Raw genomic sequence first — 18,796 nt, 5'->3', positions numbered from 1 at the left:
GGTAGGCAGATAGGTATGCTGACCCATGGGGCCACCACTCAGTTCTGCCATTGCCAGTTGAGTTGTAACTGCCGGCTATTGTACTGAAAGATAGAGATGTTTTCCTGATTTCGTGTCTGGCGCAGTTCCAGCTGTAGCGACTGGGTCTTGCCCAGCGGGTAGCTGAAAGCGGCGCGCACGGTGTCGGTACGCTGCGCGCGTACTTGATCGATGATGCCGGGCGCATAGGCCGAAGCACTGCGCCAGTGCTGGCGGCTGAAGCCGAAATCGGCACTGAGGTCGGCGCCTAGCTGCTGGCGCCAGTTCAGGTGCAACTGGTCGCCGTGGCGGTCGCCACCGGGACGCAGGGCATGGGCGCGCTCGTTCACCACACCGTAGCTGAAACTGCCGGAGCCATGTTCGTTGCGGTAGTTGAACTGGCCGCGCAGTTCGCCGCTATGGGTGTTGAAATGGTCCAGCGTCAGGTAATCGACCTTGCTCAGCCCCGCCATCAGGTGGAACTGTATGCCGTACGGCCACGGCAGCGGCGGCCCCACTCTGGCCTGTAACTGGGTCTGGCGCTGGTAGTACTGGTTGCCCAGCGAAATCCAGCCCATCATGGCCGTGCCGCGCAGGGCCCAGCGGCCGAACTGCCACGGAGTTTCCAGTCCCGTGAACAGGGAGGCGCTATCGTACTGGCGCAGATTGTCGTTGCGCCGCAGCTGGGCCTGCACGAAGCCCAGTGTGCCGTTGGGCGTCAGATCGCGCAGGTATTCGCCGCTCAGCGCACTGTACTGGTCGTGCTTGGGCAGGAAGTCGGTGGACAGCGGCAATTCGATCTGGCTGCCCGGCAGGCCGATCAGATAGCTGCCCGTGCTGGCGCCCTGATTGACGTTCTGGTCGAGGCCGCGTCCCAGCGTTACCGCGCTAGTGCTATGCGGCTGCCAGTTGTTGCAGCCCTGGGCGCGCGTGTTGTTGATCAGTTCGAGGATGCCCGGTGGCGGCGCGAAGCGCTGTTCGATGGCGCGGAACAGCCGCTCCGCCTCATCGGCATGGCCCAGGCTGCACTGCAGCAGGGCCAGTTCCAGCCAGGCGCCCGCATGCAGCGGCTCCAGGTCGATGACCCGTGCCAGCGCTTCGCTGGCGTCGCTCTTGCGGCCTTCGGCAATCGATTGCAGCGCTTCCCTGTACAGCGCTTGCGTGGGGTCGGGAACCTCTTCGGCCTGCCCCCGCAAAGGCCCCAGCAACAGCAGAACTGCGCAAGCGTAGGCGGACAGTTTCACGTGCCGGTCCCCGCCTGTTGCTGGGCGGAAGTGTCAGGGGATGCAACTGTCATACTTGGATCTGTGGTGTAAAGAGTCGTTAGGTGTTCTTTGCCGCGCAAGCGGCGTTCGCCCAGCAAGGTGAAGCGGTGGCGCCGTGCTCTGGCTACGGTGCCGGCGCCCACGATGATGTCGTGCGGGAACTCGCGAGCAGCCTGCTCCAGTCGCGCTGCCGTGTTGACGCTGTCGCCGACGGCAGTATAAATGCTGCGGAAGCTAGTGCCAAAATCACCGGCCATGGCCGGGCCGCTTTCTATTCCGATGCGGACCCTGAGCGGAGGATAGCCGGCCGCGACGCGCTGTCGGCTGAATTCCTGCACGCGGCGTACAATAGCACAGGCCGCATCCATTGCCAAATCGGCATGTTCCTGCTGCGGCAGGGGAGCGCCCCAGAATGCTACCAGACCATCTCCCGTGTATTTATCCAGCGTGCCCTGATGGCTGATCACGGGCCCCGTTAAACAGTCGAGGAAGTCGCGCGTGAGCGTGGCCGCTGCTTCTACCGGCAGCGATTCCACCTGGGTGGTATAGCCTTCCATATCGGCAATCAGCGTGGTCACATCGAGTGCGCGCGGCTGCAGCGGGTCGGCCAGATCGCTGCGCAGCAGTTCCGTGACGACCGACGGGGCCACGTACTGGCGCAAGGTGTCGAGCAGATGGCGCGAGCGGCGCTGGGTCAGTTGCCACTGGTAGGGCACGGCTACCGCCAGCAGGAACAGATTGGTGAACAGCGGGCCGGTGGTGGCAAATTCGGCGTCATGGATGCTGATTAAATAGGCCAGCGGCAGCCACAGCAGCGAGCACAGCGCCAGCAGCGTGACGCTGGTAATGGCGGCCAGCCGTGGTAGTGCCAGCGTCAGGCCTAGCACGGTTGCCAGTGCATAGGCTGCCGCCAGCCAGCGACCGGGCCAGCGTGGCGCACGGCTACCGCTCTGCCAGTCCAGCAGGGTGGAAAGGAAGGCTGCCTGCACCCCGAGGCCGGGCCGGTTGGCGGCCAGCGGCGTAGTCACGCGGTCACCGATGCCCAGCGAGGAGGAGCCCACCAGTACCAGCCGCTCGCTGGCGCTGGCGGGATCGATGCGCTGGGCCAGTATGTCGGCGGCCGACACTACCGTATAGGCTGACCAGTCGCGCTGGTAGTCGATACGCATCCAGGCTGGCTGGATGGCTGGCAAATCTGTCTTTTTATTGCAACATTGAATTAATGCCAAGGTCAGCGTGGGGTAGTAGTTGCCCTCGAAGCTGGTGTACAGGGGCAGCCGGCGTAGCGCGCCGTCGGCGTCGGGGATAAAGCCGATATTGCCTACATGGCGAGCCTGCGCCAGTCCCGCATGGTTGGCCAGATAGCCGGTGGCGGGCACGGCGGCAGGGGCGGGCCCCCGATACGGTGCCGCCAACTGGCCTTCACGCAGGGGCTGGGGACGGGTGGTGCTGTAATCGAAGGATTGTGCCAGCACTAGCGAGGAATGCTGGGCCAGCAAGGCCAGCCGCTGGTCGCCGTCAGGGCTGCCCGCTTCGGGCAGCAGGATGTCGAACGCCACACCGTTCGCGCTATATCGGGTCAGCAGAATTTCAGCCAGATCGGCCAGCCGGTCGCGCGGCCATGGCCACGGCCCCAGCGCGGTCAGGCTGGCTTCGTCGATATCTACCACTAGGATGCGAGGATCGGCCGCGTCGGTGTTGTGCAGAGCGATCAGCTGGTCGCGCAGCCATTCGTTGGGCGCAAACGGCTGGCTATCTGTGCCCAGCCACTGGGTCAGTACAGCCAGCAGCAGCGCTATCACGGTGATGCAGTACCTGACCTTGCCCTGCAGCAGGCGTGCGCGGGCAGGCGGGGTGTTAATGGCGTGAGCGGCGGGTGTTTCGGCGTGCACAGTAGGGCAGGAGGCAGGGTAGCCAGAGCGGATCAATAGGCCAGTATATCGCGTTGCCCGTGCCATCGGTCAACCGGGGGAGGGAGATGTGGTCTAACTGGGCGTTTCATTGCTACAAAGTGTAACGATGATCGGAATAAAGCTTGTTTTGGATAAAAATGTGACGGTTATCACGGAAAAATCCGTCCTCAGGCGGACAATACCGGAAAAGGGGAAATATCATGTTGCGCTCATACTTACGTCCAGTTCTTGCTACTTTTGCCATGCTGTGTGCCGTACCGGCACTGGCGGCCGAAGCAGGGAAGATCATTTTTGTTGCCGGTGCCGCTCAGGTGGCTGGCAAGCCGGCCGTGCTGAACGCGGCTGTGCAGGAAGGTGAGTTGCTGACGACAGGCGCGGCAGGTTACATCTATATCAAGACGGTGGATAACGGCATGTTCATCCTGCGCCCGAATACGGAAGCGCGGATTGCCAGCTACCATATCGATGCCGCCAATCCGGCCAATACCCGCATCAAGCTGGAACTGCTGCATGGCGTGGCGCGTAGCCAGTCGGGCGAGGCGGTCAAGCTGGCACGGCAGAATTTCCGTTTCAATACGCCAGTGGCTGCCATCGGCGTGCGTGGTACGGATTTCACCGTGTTTACTGATCAGGAAGTGTCGCGTGTGGCCGTGCTGTCGGGCGGCATTACCATGAGCGGTTTCGGCGGTGGCTGCCGTCCGGAAGGTAGCGGTCCGTGCGAAGGCGCCATGGCGCGCGAACTATCGGCGAGCCAGCGTGGCCAGTTGCTGCAGGTACAGCGCAGTCAGGTCGCGCCGCAGCTGCTGCAGGGCGGCAGTCTGGCGCCCGATGTGGTGGCGCCGCCACGCCCGGATGAGCCTGGTGGCAAGCTGGGTGGTGCAGCCGCAGCGACGGGAGCCGAGCCTAGTCTGGATCCCCGTAAATCGAATAGTCTGCAGCAAATCGTGGCGAATCAGGTGGCTGGTGGCGACAAGTCGAGTATCGTCGACAAGACCCCGGAAGCGGTGACGCCACCCGTGGCCCCTGCCGAACCGGTGGTTGTGGCGCCGGTCGTGCCGCCGCGCGCCGTTAACTGGGGACGCTGGCAGGCGGTGGCCGGACAGGCGGCAACTACGGCCTTGTCGCAGGCAGGCTCGGACCGGCTGGCATTTAATGATACCTTCGTGCTGTTCCGGGCCAAGGAAGGAACGGCCTATGTCACGCCGGAACATGGTTCGGTCGGTTTCAATCTGAGTCAGAGCGAAGCCTATGTGAAGAACCAGAGTACGGCCGCGCTCACGGCAGCCAGTGTGGAAAATGGTAAGTTGCTGGTCGATTTCGACAAGTCGCAATTCACCACCAGTTTCGATCTGCTGACACAAGGCGAACGTTTTGCCCTGAAAAATACGGGTGAAGTGACGCGTGACGGTCAGATGTTCGGTGGTGCCGTGCTGGGTTCTGGTGGTGCCAACACGATTAATGTGAATGGTGTGCTCAGCGGCAAGGGCGATGCGACCTATCTGTTCCAAGGCCGGCTGGATGCCACCCGTACCGTGTCCGGAGTGACGTATTGGACAAAATGATCTGGATTAAATTAGCTACCGGTCAGCTCATCAGACCGTAGTGAAAACGGCGCGTCGGCGTGAAGCAATTCCCGCCGGCGCTTTTTTATTAATAAATAGTCACCCATTGTCACGACTACTGGCTTTGCAGCGAGTAGCGGGGCAGCACAGGTCGGCTGCGTTGCGGCAGCGAAGCACAGCTGACCAGAGTGGCGGGGCAACTATTATGGTGTGGTGCTAAAAGTGTTTTCAACATATTAATAACACTGTGACTTGCAGTGTTGTAAACACGTTGATTTCCCTCTAACCATCTCCCATAATGTCCCGCGTGGTAATTTTTGCGAATTATGCCGAAATTAAGTGGATTTTTATGGGTTCTTGTGATGCTCGTCACATTAACGCATAAGGGTCTTCTGCCATGATTCGGTACGCAGTCTTGCAAGCACGCAAGCATGTGGTGCCGCAAATCCTAAACTTTTAAAACGTGTTACCTAGGAGTTTTATATGTCCCAATACACCGCTTCGATTCAACAACTGTACGTAGCGTACTTCGGTCGTCCTGCTGATGCAGGCGGTCTGGCTTTCTGGGAAGGCAAAGTTGCTGCTGCTAACGGTAGCACCGCTGCAATCAGCGCTGCTTTCGCTGCTTCGGCTGAATACACCACTGCCTACGCTGGCAAATCGGCTGTTGAAACCGTCAACCAGGTTTACGTCAACCTGTTCGGCCACGACGCTGACCCAAGTGGTCTGCTGTTCTGGGCTAACGCTCTGCAAAACAAAACGATTACCATCGACAACGTGGTAACCTACATCGCTACCGGCGCTCAAGGCACCGACAAAGTAGCTTACGACAGCAAAGTTGCTGCCGCTACCGCTTTCACCGCAGCGCTGGATACCACCGCTGAAATCCTGGGCTACAGCACCGCTGCTATCCCTGCTGCTAAGGCCTTCATCGCTAGCGTTACCGACGAAGCTACCCTGGCAACCGCTGTTGGCGCCATCGACACCACCATCGCTACCGTTGTAGCCGCTGGCACCCCAGCAACCCCAGCAACCACCTTCACCCTGACCACCGGCGTGGATTCGGGTTCGTCGTTCAAAGGCGGCGCTGGTGACGACACCTACAACGGCACCACCGGCACCACCACTCTGACCGCCCTGGACAACCTGGACGGCGGCGCTGGTACCGACACCCTGAACTACATCCAGACTGCAGCCATCTCGGTTCCAGCTTCGGTAAAAGTTGCAAACATCGAAAAAGTAGTGATGAGCAGCGGCGCTGACATCACCGCTGACGCTTCGGGCTGGACCGGCCTGACCGACTTCACCGCAGCTGCTACCGGCGGCGTGAACGTCACCGTTGCTGGTGCAAACGTGATCACCACCGATTCGCTGGCTGGTGCTCTGGACCAAGTTGTTGCTGGTGGTAAAGATGTAACCATCACCGCAGCTAAAGTGTCGACTGGTGACGTAACCGTTACCGGCGCAACCGGCGTGGTGTCGATTTCGACCACCATCGCCAACGGCGGCGCTGCTGGTCCTATCGCTGTTACCGGCGGCACTTCGGCTTCGGTAACCCAGGCTATCGTTGCTGGTGCAACCGCTACCACCGGTACCGTTGCTATCACCAACTCGGGCAAGCTGACCACGGCTTCGGCAGTTGCTACCAAGGGCACCGACGCAACCCCAACCTACAACACCGTGACCGTAACCGGTCAGGCTAATGCTACCGATAAAGATGACACCATCACCAGCATTACCGCAACCGGCTACACCACGGTCAACACCGTGCACACCAACAAGCTGTCGACTCTGAACCTGGGCACCGGCTCGGGTAACGTGACCATCGACAACGGCGATGCACTGGTAAGCGGCTCGGCCACCACCACCCTGAACCTGAACGTGAACGGTCTGAGCGGCGGCACCCTGGATGACGACGATATCTACACCACCATCAAAGTCAACAGCACCGGCGCTGCTTCGACCATCGCCAACATCACCGACACCGCGCTGACCTCGCTGTCCCTGACCGGCGACAAGAAGCTGACCCTGACCTCGATCGCTGGCGCAACCGCGCTGACCTCGGTCGACGCAGCTGCTGCTACCGGCGGCATGACCATCAGCTCGACCCTGCTGGTTGGCACCGCATACACTGGCGGTTCGGGCGCTGACACCATCACCCTGGGCGCAACCACCAAAGCTATCACCACCGGTGCTGGCGATGACGTAGTGACCCTGGCTGCTGCTACCACCGCTCTGGGCACCGGCGGCTCGATCGACGCAGGCGCCGGCACCGGCGACGTGCTGTCGTTCGCTGACGCTGACGACGCAACCACCGCTTCGGGCGGCACCACCTTCGCTACCACGGTTTCGAACTTCGAAGTCGTGCGTCTGGCAGGCGCAGCTGGCGCTGGCGTAACCGTCAACGTTGCTAACCTGGACAACATCAGCAAAGTTGAAGCTACGGTTGACCTGGGCCAGACCCTGGCTGTGTCGAACATCGCTTCGGGCGGCACCGTAACCTACACCACCGCTCAAACCGCTGCTTCGACCATCACCGTGGCTAGCGCTGCTGCTAACACCGCTGACGTGTTCAATGTCGCTATCAGCTCGGCTGCTGCACGCAACATCAACGGCGTAACCATCAGCAACGTTGAAACCATCAACTTCCTGACCGACGACACCGCAGCTACCACCACCGGTATCGAGCACGTTGCTTCGCTGACCGCTGCTGCTGCAACCAAAGTCACCGTAGCTGGCGATGCAGGTCTGACCCTGACCTTCACCGGCACCGCGCTGACCACCTTCGACGCTAGCGGCGTAACCGACGGCGACGTGACCTGGACTTCGGGTGCTCTGGCTGGTGCTGCTACCGTTAAAGGCGGCGCAACTGCTGACGCTAACGTGATCGTTCTGTCCGCAGCTCTGGGCGACATCACCTACGTTGGTGGTTCGGGTACCGACACCATCACCATGAACAATGCTAGCAACCACGATGCGACCACCAATACCTTCACTCTGGGTAACGGTGCAAACACCCTGACCGCAGGCAACAACGACGGTGACAACACCGTAACCGGCGGTACCGGCGTGGACACCATCACCGTTGGTAACGGCGACAACACCATCACCACCAGCTCGGGTAATGACATCATCACCGTGGGCACTGGCGCCAACACCATCGACGCTGGCACCGGCAACGACACCATCACCATCGGTGCTTCGGCAGGTGCTAACACCGTGAACGTAGGTACCGGTACCGACGCTATCGTGTTCACCGGCGTACAGACCGCAGCTGGTTACTACACCTCGCTGACCGGCATGGGCGCTGGCGACACCATCAGCTTCAATGCAACCGCTCACGACGGTGGTGGCCTGACTGCTGGCGTACTGGGTTCGAAGATCACCCTGGGTGGCGCTTCGAACTTCGCTAACTACCTGAACGCTGCTGCTGCTGGCGATGGTTCGACCGACTCGGCCTTCCACTGGTTCCAGTTCAACGGCAACACCTACATCGTTCTGGATAACAGCGCTGCTGCTACCTTCCAAGACGGTGGCGACCAGGTTGTTGAGCTGGTAGGCCTGGTGAACCTGGCTACCTCGACCCAAGACGGTAGCTACGTTGTAACCCTGGTGTAATCACCTTATCTTCACTGCGGGGCATCAGCTCCGCAGCGAAGTCAAAAACCCTCTCCGTCTCTGGCGGCGAGGGTTTTTTTATCTCTTCTGGCCCTGTCATAGCGGCCTCGGTTTACGCTAGAATTGCCTAAATTCTAGGCAGTCAGCCTACTTCCTTGTAAAATTTGTGACGAGCATCACATTTTTTGCGGGAAATCAGCGATAATGTCTCGTCTCGCTCATTTGGAGCGATAGCGTAGGGTTATCCATGAAAAATAATTTCCTCAAGACTAAGAACGAGATCAGCGAGATTCTGCTGACGTTCAAAAGCACTTTTGTGACGGTGGGTGCGTTCAGTGCCATCAGCAATCTGCTGATGCTGGTGCCTTCGCTGTACATGTTGCAGGTGTATGACCGCGTACTGGCCAGCCGCAACGAAGTCACGCTGCTGATGCTGACCCTGATGATGCTGGGGGCCTACCTGTTCATGGGGGCGCTGGAACTGATCCGTAGTTTTGTGCTGGTGCGCGTGGGCGCCCGTTTCGACATGCAGCTGAATAAGCGCGTCTACACGGCAGCATTCGAACAGAATCTGAAAAAAGCCGGTGGTAATGCCGGCCAGGCGCTGACCGATCTGACCAATATCCGCCAGTTCCTTACCGGTAATGCGCTGTTCGCCTTCTTCGACGCGCCATGGTTCCCTATCTATCTGGGCGTGATCTTCATGTTCGAGCCGTCGCTGGGCATTTTCTCCCTGTGCGGTACGGCTCTGCTCGTGCTGCTGGCCTATGTCAACGAACGGGTCTCGCACAAACCGCTGTCCGATGCCAATACCATGGCGATTGCTTCGAGCCAGCTGGCCACGAATAATCTGCGCAATGCCGAAGTGATCGAGTCGATGGGCATGCTGCCCAACCTGATGGGCCGCTGGCTGAAGATGCATGGCCGCTTCCTCGTGCTGCAGGCAGAGGCGAGCGAAAAAGCCGGCACAGTCGGTGCGGTGACCAAGTTCGTGCAGGTTTCGTTGCAGTCGCTGGTGCTGGGCTTCGGGGCTTTGCTGGTACTGGAAAACAAGATTTCCCCCGGGATGATGATTGCCGCCTCGATTCTGGTCGGCCGTACCCTGGCACCCGTGCAGCAAGTGATCGCAGTCTGGAAGTCGTGGGCCAATACCCGCAGTGCCTACGAGCGTCTGACCCGCTTGCTGGAAGAAAATCCGGTCCGTCCGGTCGGTATGGAGCTGCCTAAGCCACAGGGTGTGGTGGCGCTGGAACAGGTGACGGCAGGTCCGCCGGGCGCTAAAAATCCGGTAATCAAGAACCTGAGTTTTGCGATCCAGCCCGGTGATGTGCTGGGTGTGATCGGACCTAGCGGTTCCGGTAAATCCACGCTGGCACGTCTGCTGGTTGGCGTCTGGCCGGCAGCGATGGGCAAGGTACGCCTCGACGGCGCAGATATCTATCAGTGGAACAAGGCAGAACTGGGCCCTCACGTCGGCTACCTGCCGCAGGATATCGAGCTGTTTGGCGGCACCATTAGCGAGAACATTGCCCGCTTCGGCGAGGTCGATGCCGAAAAAGTGGTGCTGGCAGCAAAGCGCGCCGGTGTGCATGAAATGATATTGCAGTTCCCATCCGGCTACGACACCATGCTCGGTGACGGCGGTGCCGGTCTGTCCGGTGGTCAGCGTCAGCGCATCGGTCTGGCCCGTGCCATGTATGGTGATCCGGCAGTGCTGGTGCTGGATGAACCGAATTCGAATCTGGACGATATGGGTGAACAGGCACTGGTGCGCGCGATTGCTGATCTGCGTGCGCGCGGCAAGACCATTGTGCTGATTACCCACCGTACCAGTGTCATTGGTGCCACCAACAAGCTGCTGCTGGTGCGTGACGGTGTGCTTGCCGCTTTCGGTCCTACCAATGAGGTGCTGAACGCGCTGCAGACTCAGGCCCAGCAGGCACAAGCGCAGCAATTGCAGGCGCAGCAAGCGCAAGCTCAAGCTCAAGCTCAAGCTCAGCAAGCACAGGCACAGGCACAGGCACAGGCGCAACAACAGGCTGCTGCGCAAGCGGCAGCAACGAAATCGGAGTGAGCGTGAACATTATCAAACATCAGCAAGCGGCCACCGAAGTGGTGACCCACGATGCCAGCCCCATTACTGTCAATACCGATGCGGGTGCTTATGCCCGTCTGGGCTGGATCATCGTTCTGGCCGGCGTACTGGGTTTTCTGGTCTGGGCAAGTTTTGCCCCGCTCGATAAGGGTGCACCGCTGCAGGGTACGGTGACCAAGGAAGGCAACCGCAAGGCCGTGCAATATCTGCAGGGTGGCATCGTGCAGGAAATTCTGGTCAAGGATGGCGACCATGTGAAACAGGGACAGACGCTGGTGCGCATGAATCCGGTGGCGGCCAAGGCAGCACTGGATATTACTCAAGTGCAGTATATTTCGGCACGTGCCAGCGAGGCTCGTCTGCAGGCTGAATTGCAGGGCAAGCACAGTGTGAGTCTGCCGGATAGCCTGCGCGAATATCGCGATGCGCCGCAAACGGCTGAGGCCCTGGCGCTGCAGAACCAGCTGATTGCTTCGCGCCAGTTAAGTCTGCAAAGTGATCTGGGTGCCATCGATGAAACCATTGCTGGTTTGAATCTGCAGATCCAGGCGACCAAGGATTCCATGGCGAGCAAGAAGGCTCAGCTGGCACTGATCAAGGAGCAGCTCGACAATACCCGTGATCTGGCGCGCGATGGCTATATTGCCCGCAACCGCTACCTTGACGTACAGCGTTCCTACGAACAGCTGGTGGGGGCAATTGCCGATGACACCGGTACGATAGGCCGTGCCCAGCGCCAGATCAGCGAAGCCCAGTTGCGCAAAGTGCAGCGTAATAGCGATTACCAGCGCGAAGTGCGTACCCAGCTGGGCGAGATCCGCCGTGATGCAGACGCCATGGTAGGCCGCCTGTCGGGCCAGCGCTTTGATCTGGCCAGCGTGGAAATCAAGGCACCGACCGATGGCGTAGTGGTGGGTTCCAGCGTGTTCACCCAGGGGGGCGTGGTAGGTTCGGGCGCGAAACTGATGGAAATCGTGCCGGATGATGATGCGCTGGTGGTAGAAGGCCAGCTGGCGGTGAATCTGATCGATCGAGTACGTGTCGGCCTGCCGGTGGAAATGAGTTTCTCGGCATTTAACTCCAACCGCACGCCGCACATTGCCGGTACCGTGATCCAGGTCGCGGCTGACCGTACGGTAGATGAGCGCACCGGCGCCGCGTACTACAAGGTACGTGCCCGCGTGTCGCCGGAAGGCGCCAAGGTCATTGCTTCCAGAAAGCTCGATATCGTCTCCGGTATGCCGGTCGATATGTTCATCAAGACGGGTGAACGCAGCCTGATGAGCTATCTGCTGAAGCCAGTGCTGGATCGCGCCCATTCTTCGCTGACGGAGGAATAAGATGGCCAACTGGAAGAAACGCGCGTTGCCACTGGCCATAGCCAGCCTGCTGGCAGGCATGGCGCCCGCTAGTCAGGCGATCAGCCTGCAGCAGGCGTATGAAGCGGCTCTGAAGAATGATCCTGCCTACCGCTCGGCCTACTATACGAGCGAGGCGGGCAAAGAGAACCGCGCGCTGGGGCTGTCGAACCTGCTGCCGACGTTGCAGGGTTCCTACAGCGCCAGCCAGAACCGATCCACCGTCAATTACGGTCTGGGTGACAAGCCGCAGGATTACATCAGCCGTTCGGCCACCGTACAGTTGCGCCAGAGCCTGTTCAATCTGGATGGCTGGTTCCGTTACAAGCAGGGTAGCACGCAGGCTCGCTATGCCGAATCGCAACTGAGCAGCCAGCAGCAGGAAGTCATCGTACGCGTGGTGGGGGCCTATCTCGACGTGCTGTACAAGCAGGATCTGCTGCAACTTGCAACTGCCGAGCGCGATACCTACCTCGAGCAGCGCAAAGTCAACGATCAGCTGTTTGCCAAAGGCGAGGGTACCCGCACCGATATGCTGGAAACCCAGGCGCGACTGGATGCCTCGGAAGCGCAGTTGCTGGAAACCCGCGATGCACTGACCGCCTCGCGCGATACCCTGATGCAGATCGTCGGTGGCGATATCGGCGAGCTGGACTTGCTGGTGCAGGATTTCCATCCGCGCGAAGTCGATAGTGTCAGCTTCGAACAGTGGAAGACCATCGCGCTGGAAAAGAATCCCGATATCCAGAGCGCCAGGCTGGGGCTGGAAATGGCGCAACTGGATCTGAAACGCCAGAAGTCCGGCCATGCACCGCGCATCGACTTTGTCGGCACTTATGGCAAGACCTCGTCGGATTCGATCACCACCATCAATCAGGACCAGACCATACGCAGCATCGGTGTGCAGGCTTCGATTCCGCTGTATGCGGGTGGTTCGATCAGTGCCCAGACGCGCCAATCGGCCGCCAATCTGGGCAAGGCGGAAGCCGATCTGCAGCTACAGAAGGATAAGGTACTGCTGGAACTGCGCAAGGACTTCACCGCCCTGTCGAGCAGCATTGCGCGGCTGGCCGCGCTGGATAAATCGGTCGCTTCGGCCCATGTGCTGATCGACGCGACGACGCGCAGCGTGGCGGCCGGTGTACGCATCAATCTGGATGTGCTCAATGCCCGCCAGCAGATGTACGTGTCGAAACGCGATCAGGCCCAGGCACGCTATAACTATCTGCTGACGACGCTGCGCATGCGTGCAGCCGTCGGTTCGCTGAACAGCGACGATGTGCGCGCGCTGGCGCCTTACTTCCGATGAGCAGGCCCGGTATGCAGGAAGAAATCGAGATCACGGTAGACGGGGTGACCTACCGCTATAGCCAGCTGTGCGAAGAGGCGCAGGCGCAGGCGAACAGCCTGCAGTTTGTCGATGCCCAGATCGCCGAACTGAAAGCCAAGCTGGCCGTATTCCAGACGGCCCGCAATGCCTACCAGACGGCATTGCAGCAACTGGTGCCGCGTACCCAGCAGTGATGCCAAGCGGCTATAATCGCCGCTTTATTTCGAAATTGCTAATGGAACTGGGAAAACAGCCTTTGGTGCCCGCGGACGCATCGGATCTTAAACTGCCATACCGTTCCGATATCGATGGCTTGCGGGCGCTGGCCGTGCTGGCGGTCGTGCTGTATCACGCCTTTCCTGCGCTGCTGCCCGGCGGCTTTGCCGGGGTTGATATTTTCTTCGTCATTTCCGGTTTCCTGATCGGCGGCATACTGCTGGACGACATCGGAAGTGGCCGCTTCAGCTACGCAGATTTCTATGCGCGCCGCGTGCGCCGGATCTTCCCTGCATTGCTGATCGTGATGGCCGCCTGCCTGGCTTTCGGCTGGTTTGCACTGTTCCCCGATGAATACAAGATGCTCGCCAAGCATGTGCTGGGCGGCGCTGGCTTCGTCTCGAATTACGTGCTGTGGAATGAAGTAGGCTATTTCGACACAGCGGCCGAGACCAAACCTCTGCTCCACCTCTGGTCGCTGGCGATCGAGGAGCAGTTCTATATCGTGTTCCCTGCCTTGCTGTTGCTGGCCAGACGTCGGCCATGGGTGCTGGTGGCAGGTCTGGCACTGGTTTCGTTTGTCCTCAATGTGGGCGGCGTGAGCCACCATGCCAGTGCCACGTTTTACTCGCCGGCCAGCCGGCTGTGGGAATTACTGTTAGGGACAGCGCTGGCGTATCAGCTTCGGCAGCGCAATGATCCAGTCGGCGCAGACTTGCCCGGCGCACTACAGGCCTCTCGTCTGCGTGCGCTGCAGTCGATACTCGGACTCGTGCTGCTGGCAGGCGCCATGCTGGTTCTGCGTGCCGAACGTCATTTCCCCGGCTGGTGGGCCCTGCTGCCTACACTGGGGGCAGTGCTGGTGATTGCCGCTGGTCCACAGGCGTGGTGTAACCGTGTACTGCTGTCCAACCGGCTGATGGTCGCGGTGGGCTTGATCAGCTATCCGCTCTACCTGTGGCACTGGCCCCTGCTTGCCTTTGCCCGTATCGTCGAAGCGGGTCTGCCATCGCTAAAGATTCGCGTACTGGCCGTGCTGGCCGCTGTGGTGCTGGCCTGGCTAACCTGGTTTATGGTGGAGCGGCCTATGCGTCGCCCGCGGCATGGCCGGCGCAAGGTAATCGCGCTGTGCTCGGTCATGTTGTTGCTGGCACTGGGGGCTGCTCTGCTGTACCGCTACGATGGCCTGCCTACCCGTGCCAGCGTGGTCGACAGCGCACGCCAGCAGCAGGACCTGATTTTCACGCCGGACTATCGTAATGCCGAGGTATGCATGGCGCGCTATGGTTTTGTTGGCGCTCTGCAGTACTGCCAGCTGGATCAGCCGCAACAGGCGCCGACCGTGCTGTTGCTGGGGGATAGCCATGCCGGCCATCTGGTCGATGGCTTGCGCAGCTATTACCGTAGCCGAGGCGAAAACCTGTGGTATCTGCAGACCCGTCTTCCTTTTGTCGGGGTTCCGCCCGGCGACGATATCCTGCAAAAAGAAACGATACGCATGATGGAGCTGGCACTCAACACGCCCGGCATCAAGACCGTGATCTTGTCCACCGCATACAAGCTGGTGCCCAGTACGGACGTGGGGCGGGTGGCATATGATGCATTACGCAATACGCTAAGGCTGTTTCTGGCGCAAGGCAAGCAGGTGGTATTCGTCAATGATGTGCCGGCGCTGGACTTCGACCCGCGTGCCTGCCTGCGCCGCGCCGGTGTGGCTAGCTCACAGACGCGTACGGATTGCTCCATCCCGCGCAGCCAGTTCGAGCGCAATGTGGCCGAGCATGCTGCTGCACTGCGTGCGGTGTTGAGCGAATTCCCTGCTGTACAGCTGTTCGATAGCGCCGCACCTCTGTGTGACAGGGAGCGCTGCTATGCCATGCTGGGGCAGACGCTGATGTACCGTGACACGCACCACCTGAGCGCCAGTGGCGATGCCTACATGGCCGAGCAGTATGCGCGCCAGCTAGAGGCGCGCGCTGCGGGTGCGGGTTTGCCGTAGCGCGGCTTACTGGATATGTCCTCGAAAGACTCCGATGTCAGCTGACTATTGTTAAGCTTTTTCCCATGGGTTGATCAGAGTTACGCCCGTAGCCTTAAAATCGGCGACGTTGCGAGTGACCAGTGTCATGCGATGCACCAGGGCGGTCGCAGCAATCAGTGCGTCGCGCTCGCTACGTTTGTCGGGCACATGCAACCGGGCGCAGCGTAATGCCACGGCGCTATCGATTGGTAGAGTACGCCCTGCAAATTCAGGTAGGACTTGCTGCGTCAACCAATTCCGCAAAATGACTCCCTGTGTGGCATCTTTGCGTTCAACCGATAAAACGCCAAGCTCCAGCTCCATGATAGTAACAACTGAGACAAAAAGGTCTGTAGCGTCAACGCTCGCTGCCCATGCGGTCACGTTTTTATCTGCTTTGCCGAGTCGTATTTTGCGCAACTCGGATACCACGTTGGTATCGAGGATAAACATCATGCGAGATCTGCCGGTTGGATCTCAATGCGCATAGGTGGCGGATCAAATTCGATGTCGGCACTATCCGGCATTGCTAGTGCATCGGCAATGTTGCGTCTTTGCTTGGTAAGTCGCTGATACTCCTCGAAACTCATCAGCACATGCGCCGGACGTCCGCGATCAGTAATGAATACGGGGCCGTTGTTGGCGGCCCGTTTTGCTTCGCTCGCTTGCTGATTGAATTCGCGGCTAGATATCGTAGTAATGGCCATGGCGACACCCCGACAAATTAAATTGATGTAGTGATGTTACTACCATGAAGGGGGCTGGGCAAGCGTGCATGGACCTAGCTTTGCCCTTAATCAATCAGCGGGCGCTTATGCCAGCTTCGTCGTCGAGGTGCTTGCTGTCTTCAGATTTGCTCCAACGCAAATAGTTCCCCTGTGTCTTACCTTAAATTGGAACACGGCTATTCATGGCTCAAATCCTAAGGAGTGCGCGATGCCATACAAATATGGGAATGTGGATACACTGGAAGAACGCGAAATGGTCGGTACGCATCAATGCGTTGCCTTGGTTCAACGCTACGCTGGTGCACCGGTCACTTCGTTGTGGCGCCAAGGTGATGCGGTAGTTGGGAATTTGTTGTTGAAGAAAGGCACTGCGATTGCCACGTTTGTGCGTGGGCGATACGCTAATCATCCCCATGGTAATCATGCCGCCCTGTTTCTTCGGCAGGGAGCTGAAGGCATTTATGTCATGGATCAGTGGAAGACCAAGAAGAGCGGGAAAATTAGCTCTCGTTTCCTGAAATGTCAGGGGAAAGATAAAAAGGGCAATTTTAAATTTCCGAGTGACAATGCTGACGCTTTTTTTGTTATCGAATAGCCATATGCGTGCCAACTTAATGCTTGCAGTGGCACTCACGGCACAAGGCCACGCGGCAGAGGTCTACCGTCTGAATTGTCCATCGTCGGTACCGATTACGCTATCGCCGGCAGGCGTTCCTGCGCTGCAAGATTGGCTGGTCGAAGGAAGCAGGGTGCTCTATCTGAACTCTGTCACACCTATTGACGGGCCACCTGAACAGCGTGGAGATCTGGCTGAATACACTTCCCGGCGAGGCAAAAATGTTTGGTCGTACACTTACAATCTGGAGCGTGATTTTCCCGATGGTAAATGGCTCGAATGCGGTTACGGAACCCACAACCAGCTAACGCTTTCCCGGCGTTTGCCGGATGCGATCAAAGCGTGTACTTTTTTCTATAGGCGGGGAGAAAAGGCGGGGCAGTTTGATGTCAAAATCGATTGCCGCTAGGCGGACGCGTTCCTTGCGTATGAAGCTGCGAACGCGGACGACCCATCAGGAATCCTGCCCGGCTAAGCCTATTTGCCGTAGCAATGGGGGCAGGACTTGCCCTCGACAAATTCCGGCGCAATCTGCTGGCGCGGCGTGACCACGGCGCGGCAGTTGAAGCACTGGGTGGTTTCAGTCGGTTCCAGCTTCGGATTGAGCGCGGTACGGTAGTCGAACACGAAGCAGTCGCCCGTGTAGTGGTCGCCGCCCACTTCTTCGAAATATTTCAGAATGCCACCTTCCAGCTGGTACACATCCTGATAGCCGATGTTCTGCATGTGGATGGCGGCTTTTTCGCAGCGAATGCCGCCCGTGCAGAAAGTCACCACGGTCTTGCCGGTGAAATCTTCCTTGTGCGCGGCGATCACTTCAGGGAATTCGGTAAATTTCTTGATACGGTAATCCACCGTATTGTTGAAGGTGCCCACATCCACTTCAAAATCATTACGGGTATCGACCATCACCACGGGCTGGCCTTTGTCGTCCACGCCGTTGTCGAGCCAGCGTTTGAGCGTGGCCGCTTCAACGAACGGTGCGCGGCCTTCTTCCGGCTTAATCAGCGGCATGCGCATGGTGATGATTTCTTTCTTGAGCTTGACCAGCATGCGTTTGTGTGATTGCTCGTTCGAGAAACTTTCCTTGACTTCCAGATCAGCAAAACGGGCATCGCTGCGCACCCAGGCGAGGAATTCGTCGATGTTGGCGCGCGGGCCGGACAGGAACATATTGATGCCTTCCGGGGTCAGCAGAATCGTGCCTTTCAGGCCCAGACGCTGGCAGATCGCCTGATATTCAGGGCGTTTAGCTTCCGTGTCGTCAAAAGTGACGAACTTGTAGGCAGCGATGTTGACGTGAGCGGCAGCGGCGGCAGTTGCGGCAGCATGCGCTTCAGCTTGTAAAGCAGTATTAGCGTGCATGATGATCCAGATCAAAAATTTTTCGGAGCCGACATTATACGCAAGGTGGGAGTCTGTGCTCGGATGTTGAATATAAAAGAGCAGTCTCCCTAAATCTCAATGTGAGATAATCTGTCCATGCGCGTTATCGCGAACAAAGCTTTGCTAGATTTTTCGGCGATACACCCGCTTGCGGCAGTGCCGTTGCAGCCGCGGTTCACTTTAACCAGCAAAGAATATTTGTACGGCACATCTTTACGCATAAGGAGTACAGCCAGTGGAAGCCGTGATCGCTCGATCAAACATTGATGCACTGCTGCAGCGTTATCAAGATTTGATCGCTTACGTTCCTTTGCGACCTGTCTCTACCGAGCTTGAATATAAAGAGGCTATTGCCGCAATAAATGGACTGCTCGATGCCGGCGGTGCAGATCAGAACTCGCCGCTGGCAGATTTGGTCAACACACTAGGGACATTAATTTCTGAATATGAAAGTAGAGTCCATATTTTTCCGACAATGAAACCTGCTGACATTTTGCGCTTCCTGATGAAACAACATCAGCTAACCCAGGCTGATCTGCCGGAGGTGGGGAGTCAAGGGGTGATCTCTGAAATTTTGCGCGGCAAACGTAGTTTGAATGTTCGGCAGATTAAGGTGCTTGCTGCGCGCTTCCATCTTCCCGTCACCACCTTTCTATGAGGGGGGCGGGTGT

At 58.7% G+C, this 18,796-nt stretch carries 16 protein-coding genes; 11 read left to right on the top strand and 5 right to left on the bottom strand.

Annotated features, from left to right (window positions below; translation table 11 throughout):
- Window positions 1-38: 38 nt before the first annotated feature.
- On the bottom strand, window positions 39-1,262 hold the full coding sequence (locus ABNT42_RS04400; protein ID WP_348694544.1) for a bacterial transcriptional activator domain-containing protein: 1,224 nt from the start codon (window positions 1,260-1,262) through the stop codon (window positions 39-41).
- Window positions 1,259-3,175, bottom strand: a complete 1,917-nt coding sequence (locus ABNT42_RS04395) for an adenylate/guanylate cyclase domain-containing protein (RefSeq protein ID WP_348694541.1) — start codon at window positions 3,173-3,175, stop codon at window positions 1,259-1,261. Before ABNT42_RS04395 ends, ABNT42_RS04400 begins: the two co-directional genes overlap by 4 nt.
- A gap of 221 nt (window positions 3,176-3,396) precedes the next feature.
- Between ABNT42_RS04395 and ABNT42_RS04390 the strand changes: the two genes are divergently transcribed.
- The 7 genes from ABNT42_RS04390 to ABNT42_RS04360 all read left to right on the top strand — a co-directional run bounded on the left by ABNT42_RS04390 (window position 3,397) and on the right by ABNT42_RS04360 (window position 15,374).
- Window positions 3,397-4,758, top strand: a complete 1,362-nt coding sequence (locus ABNT42_RS04390) for a FecR family protein (protein ID WP_348694538.1) — start codon at window positions 3,397-3,399, stop codon at window positions 4,756-4,758.
- A gap of 483 nt (window positions 4,759-5,241) precedes the next feature.
- Window positions 5,242-8,376 carry a calcium-binding protein gene (locus ABNT42_RS04385; protein WP_348694536.1) on the top strand — a complete coding sequence of 1,045 codons (3,135 nt, stop codon included), beginning with the start codon at window positions 5,242-5,244 and terminating at the stop codon, window positions 8,374-8,376.
- 247 nt (window positions 8,377-8,623) lie between these two features.
- Window positions 8,624-10,450 carry a type I secretion system permease/ATPase gene (locus tag ABNT42_RS04380; protein ID WP_348694533.1) on the top strand — a complete coding sequence of 609 codons (1,827 nt, stop codon included), beginning with the start codon at window positions 8,624-8,626 and terminating at the stop codon, window positions 10,448-10,450.
- Window positions 10,451-10,452: 2 nt separating this feature from the next.
- Window positions 10,453-11,811, top strand: coding sequence for an HlyD family type I secretion periplasmic adaptor subunit (locus ABNT42_RS04375; RefSeq protein ID WP_348694530.1), 1,359 nt, complete (start codon window positions 10,453-10,455; stop codon window positions 11,809-11,811).
- Between the two features lies 1 nt (window position 11,812).
- Window positions 11,813-13,138 carry a TolC family outer membrane protein gene (locus tag ABNT42_RS04370; RefSeq protein ID WP_348694528.1) on the top strand — a complete coding sequence of 442 codons (1,326 nt, stop codon included), beginning with the start codon at window positions 11,813-11,815 and terminating at the stop codon, window positions 13,136-13,138.
- A complete protein-coding gene (locus ABNT42_RS04365) occupies window positions 13,135-13,353 on the top strand; it encodes a hypothetical protein (protein WP_348694525.1) in 219 nt (72 codons plus the stop codon). The genes ABNT42_RS04370 and ABNT42_RS04365 overlap by 4 nt, the downstream gene beginning before the upstream one ends.
- Before the next feature lie 41 nt (window positions 13,354-13,394).
- Entirely contained in the window at window positions 13,395-15,374 is a 1,980-nt protein-coding gene (locus ABNT42_RS04360; protein ID WP_348694522.1) for an acyltransferase family protein, read from the top strand.
- A gap of 51 nt (window positions 15,375-15,425) precedes the next feature.
- Here the strand turns inward: ABNT42_RS04360 and ABNT42_RS04355 are convergent, their stop codons facing one another.
- Both ABNT42_RS04355 and ABNT42_RS04350 read right to left on the bottom strand, forming a co-directional pair.
- Window positions 15,426-15,851 carry a type II toxin-antitoxin system VapC family toxin gene (locus ABNT42_RS04355; RefSeq protein ID WP_348694520.1) on the bottom strand — a complete coding sequence of 142 codons (426 nt, stop codon included), beginning with the start codon at window positions 15,849-15,851 and terminating at the stop codon, window positions 15,426-15,428.
- Window positions 15,848-16,102, bottom strand: coding sequence for a type II toxin-antitoxin system Phd/YefM family antitoxin (locus tag ABNT42_RS04350; RefSeq protein ID WP_348694517.1), 255 nt, complete (start codon window positions 16,100-16,102; stop codon window positions 15,848-15,850). The genes ABNT42_RS04355 and ABNT42_RS04350 overlap by 4 nt, the downstream gene beginning before the upstream one ends.
- Before the next feature lie 229 nt (window positions 16,103-16,331).
- Between ABNT42_RS04350 and ABNT42_RS04345 the strand changes: the two genes are divergently transcribed.
- Together ABNT42_RS04345 and ABNT42_RS04340 are read left to right on the top strand one after the other, a co-directional pair.
- Window positions 16,332-16,718: a BPSL0067 family protein gene (locus ABNT42_RS04345; protein WP_348694514.1), complete on the top strand. Its 387-nt coding sequence runs from the start codon at window positions 16,332-16,334 to the stop codon at window positions 16,716-16,718.
- Window positions 16,690-17,148 carry an STY0301 family protein gene (locus ABNT42_RS04340; RefSeq protein ID WP_348694512.1) on the top strand — a complete coding sequence of 153 codons (459 nt, stop codon included), beginning with the start codon at window positions 16,690-16,692 and terminating at the stop codon, window positions 17,146-17,148. The genes ABNT42_RS04345 and ABNT42_RS04340 overlap by 29 nt, the downstream gene beginning before the upstream one ends.
- 68 nt (window positions 17,149-17,216) lie before the next feature.
- Here ABNT42_RS04340 and ABNT42_RS04335 read toward each other — a convergent pair whose 3' ends face one another.
- Window positions 17,217-18,104 carry a sulfurtransferase gene (locus ABNT42_RS04335; protein ID WP_348694510.1) on the bottom strand — a complete coding sequence of 296 codons (888 nt, stop codon included), beginning with the start codon at window positions 18,102-18,104 and terminating at the stop codon, window positions 17,217-17,219.
- A 215-nt stretch (window positions 18,105-18,319) separates the two neighbouring features.
- Between ABNT42_RS04335 and ABNT42_RS04330 the strand changes: the two genes are divergently transcribed.
- The gene (locus ABNT42_RS04330) at window positions 18,320-18,373 is read left to right on the top strand and encodes a hypothetical protein (RefSeq protein ID WP_348694651.1); all 54 of its coding nucleotides are present in this window, start codon (window positions 18,320-18,322) and stop codon (window positions 18,371-18,373) included.
- Complete coding sequence (locus ABNT42_RS04325) at window positions 18,361-18,783, top strand: transcriptional regulator (RefSeq protein ID WP_348694507.1); 423 nt, start codon at window positions 18,361-18,363, stop codon at window positions 18,781-18,783. Before ABNT42_RS04330 ends, ABNT42_RS04325 begins: the two co-directional genes overlap by 13 nt.
- Window positions 18,784-18,796: the final 13 nt, after the last annotated feature.

Source organism: Duganella fentianensis (genome assembly GCF_964031615.1).
In the GTDB taxonomy this organism is placed as follows: Bacteria; Pseudomonadota; Gammaproteobacteria; order Burkholderiales; family Burkholderiaceae_D; genus Rugamonas; species Rugamonas fentianensis_A.
This window is presented reverse-complemented; position numbering and strand designations above follow the sequence as displayed.

Bases quoted from the DNA above. Each gene is read 5' to 3' on its own strand.
- ABNT42_RS04365 (WP_348694525.1), top strand. From the start codon at position 13,135: ATGAGCAGGCCCGGTATGCAGGAAGAAATCGAGATCACGGTAGACGGG.
- ABNT42_RS04350 (WP_348694517.1), bottom strand. From the start codon at position 16,102: ATGGCCATTACTACGATATCTAGCCGCGAATTCAATCAGCAAGCGAGC.
- ABNT42_RS04380 (WP_348694533.1), top strand. From the start codon at position 8,624: ATGAAAAATAATTTCCTCAAGACTAAGAACGAGATCAGCGAGATTCTG.
- ABNT42_RS04360 (WP_348694522.1), top strand. From the start codon at position 13,395: ATGGAACTGGGAAAACAGCCTTTGGTGCCCGCGGACGCATCGGATCTT.
- ABNT42_RS04335 (WP_348694510.1), bottom strand. From the start codon at position 18,104: ATGCACGCTAATACTGCTTTACAAGCTGAAGCGCATGCTGCCGCAACT.
- ABNT42_RS04340 (WP_348694512.1), top strand. From the start codon at position 16,690: ATGCTGACGCTTTTTTTGTTATCGAATAGCCATATGCGTGCCAACTTA.
- ABNT42_RS04345 (WP_348694514.1), top strand. From the start codon at position 16,332: ATGCCATACAAATATGGGAATGTGGATACACTGGAAGAACGCGAAATG.
- ABNT42_RS04390 (WP_348694538.1), top strand. From the start codon at position 3,397: ATGTTGCGCTCATACTTACGTCCAGTTCTTGCTACTTTTGCCATGCTG.
- ABNT42_RS04370 (WP_348694528.1), top strand. From the start codon at position 11,813: ATGGCCAACTGGAAGAAACGCGCGTTGCCACTGGCCATAGCCAGCCTG.
- ABNT42_RS04385 (WP_348694536.1), top strand. From the start codon at position 5,242: ATGTCCCAATACACCGCTTCGATTCAACAACTGTACGTAGCGTACTTC.
- ABNT42_RS04355 (WP_348694520.1), bottom strand. From the start codon at position 15,851: ATGATGTTTATCCTCGATACCAACGTGGTATCCGAGTTGCGCAAAATA.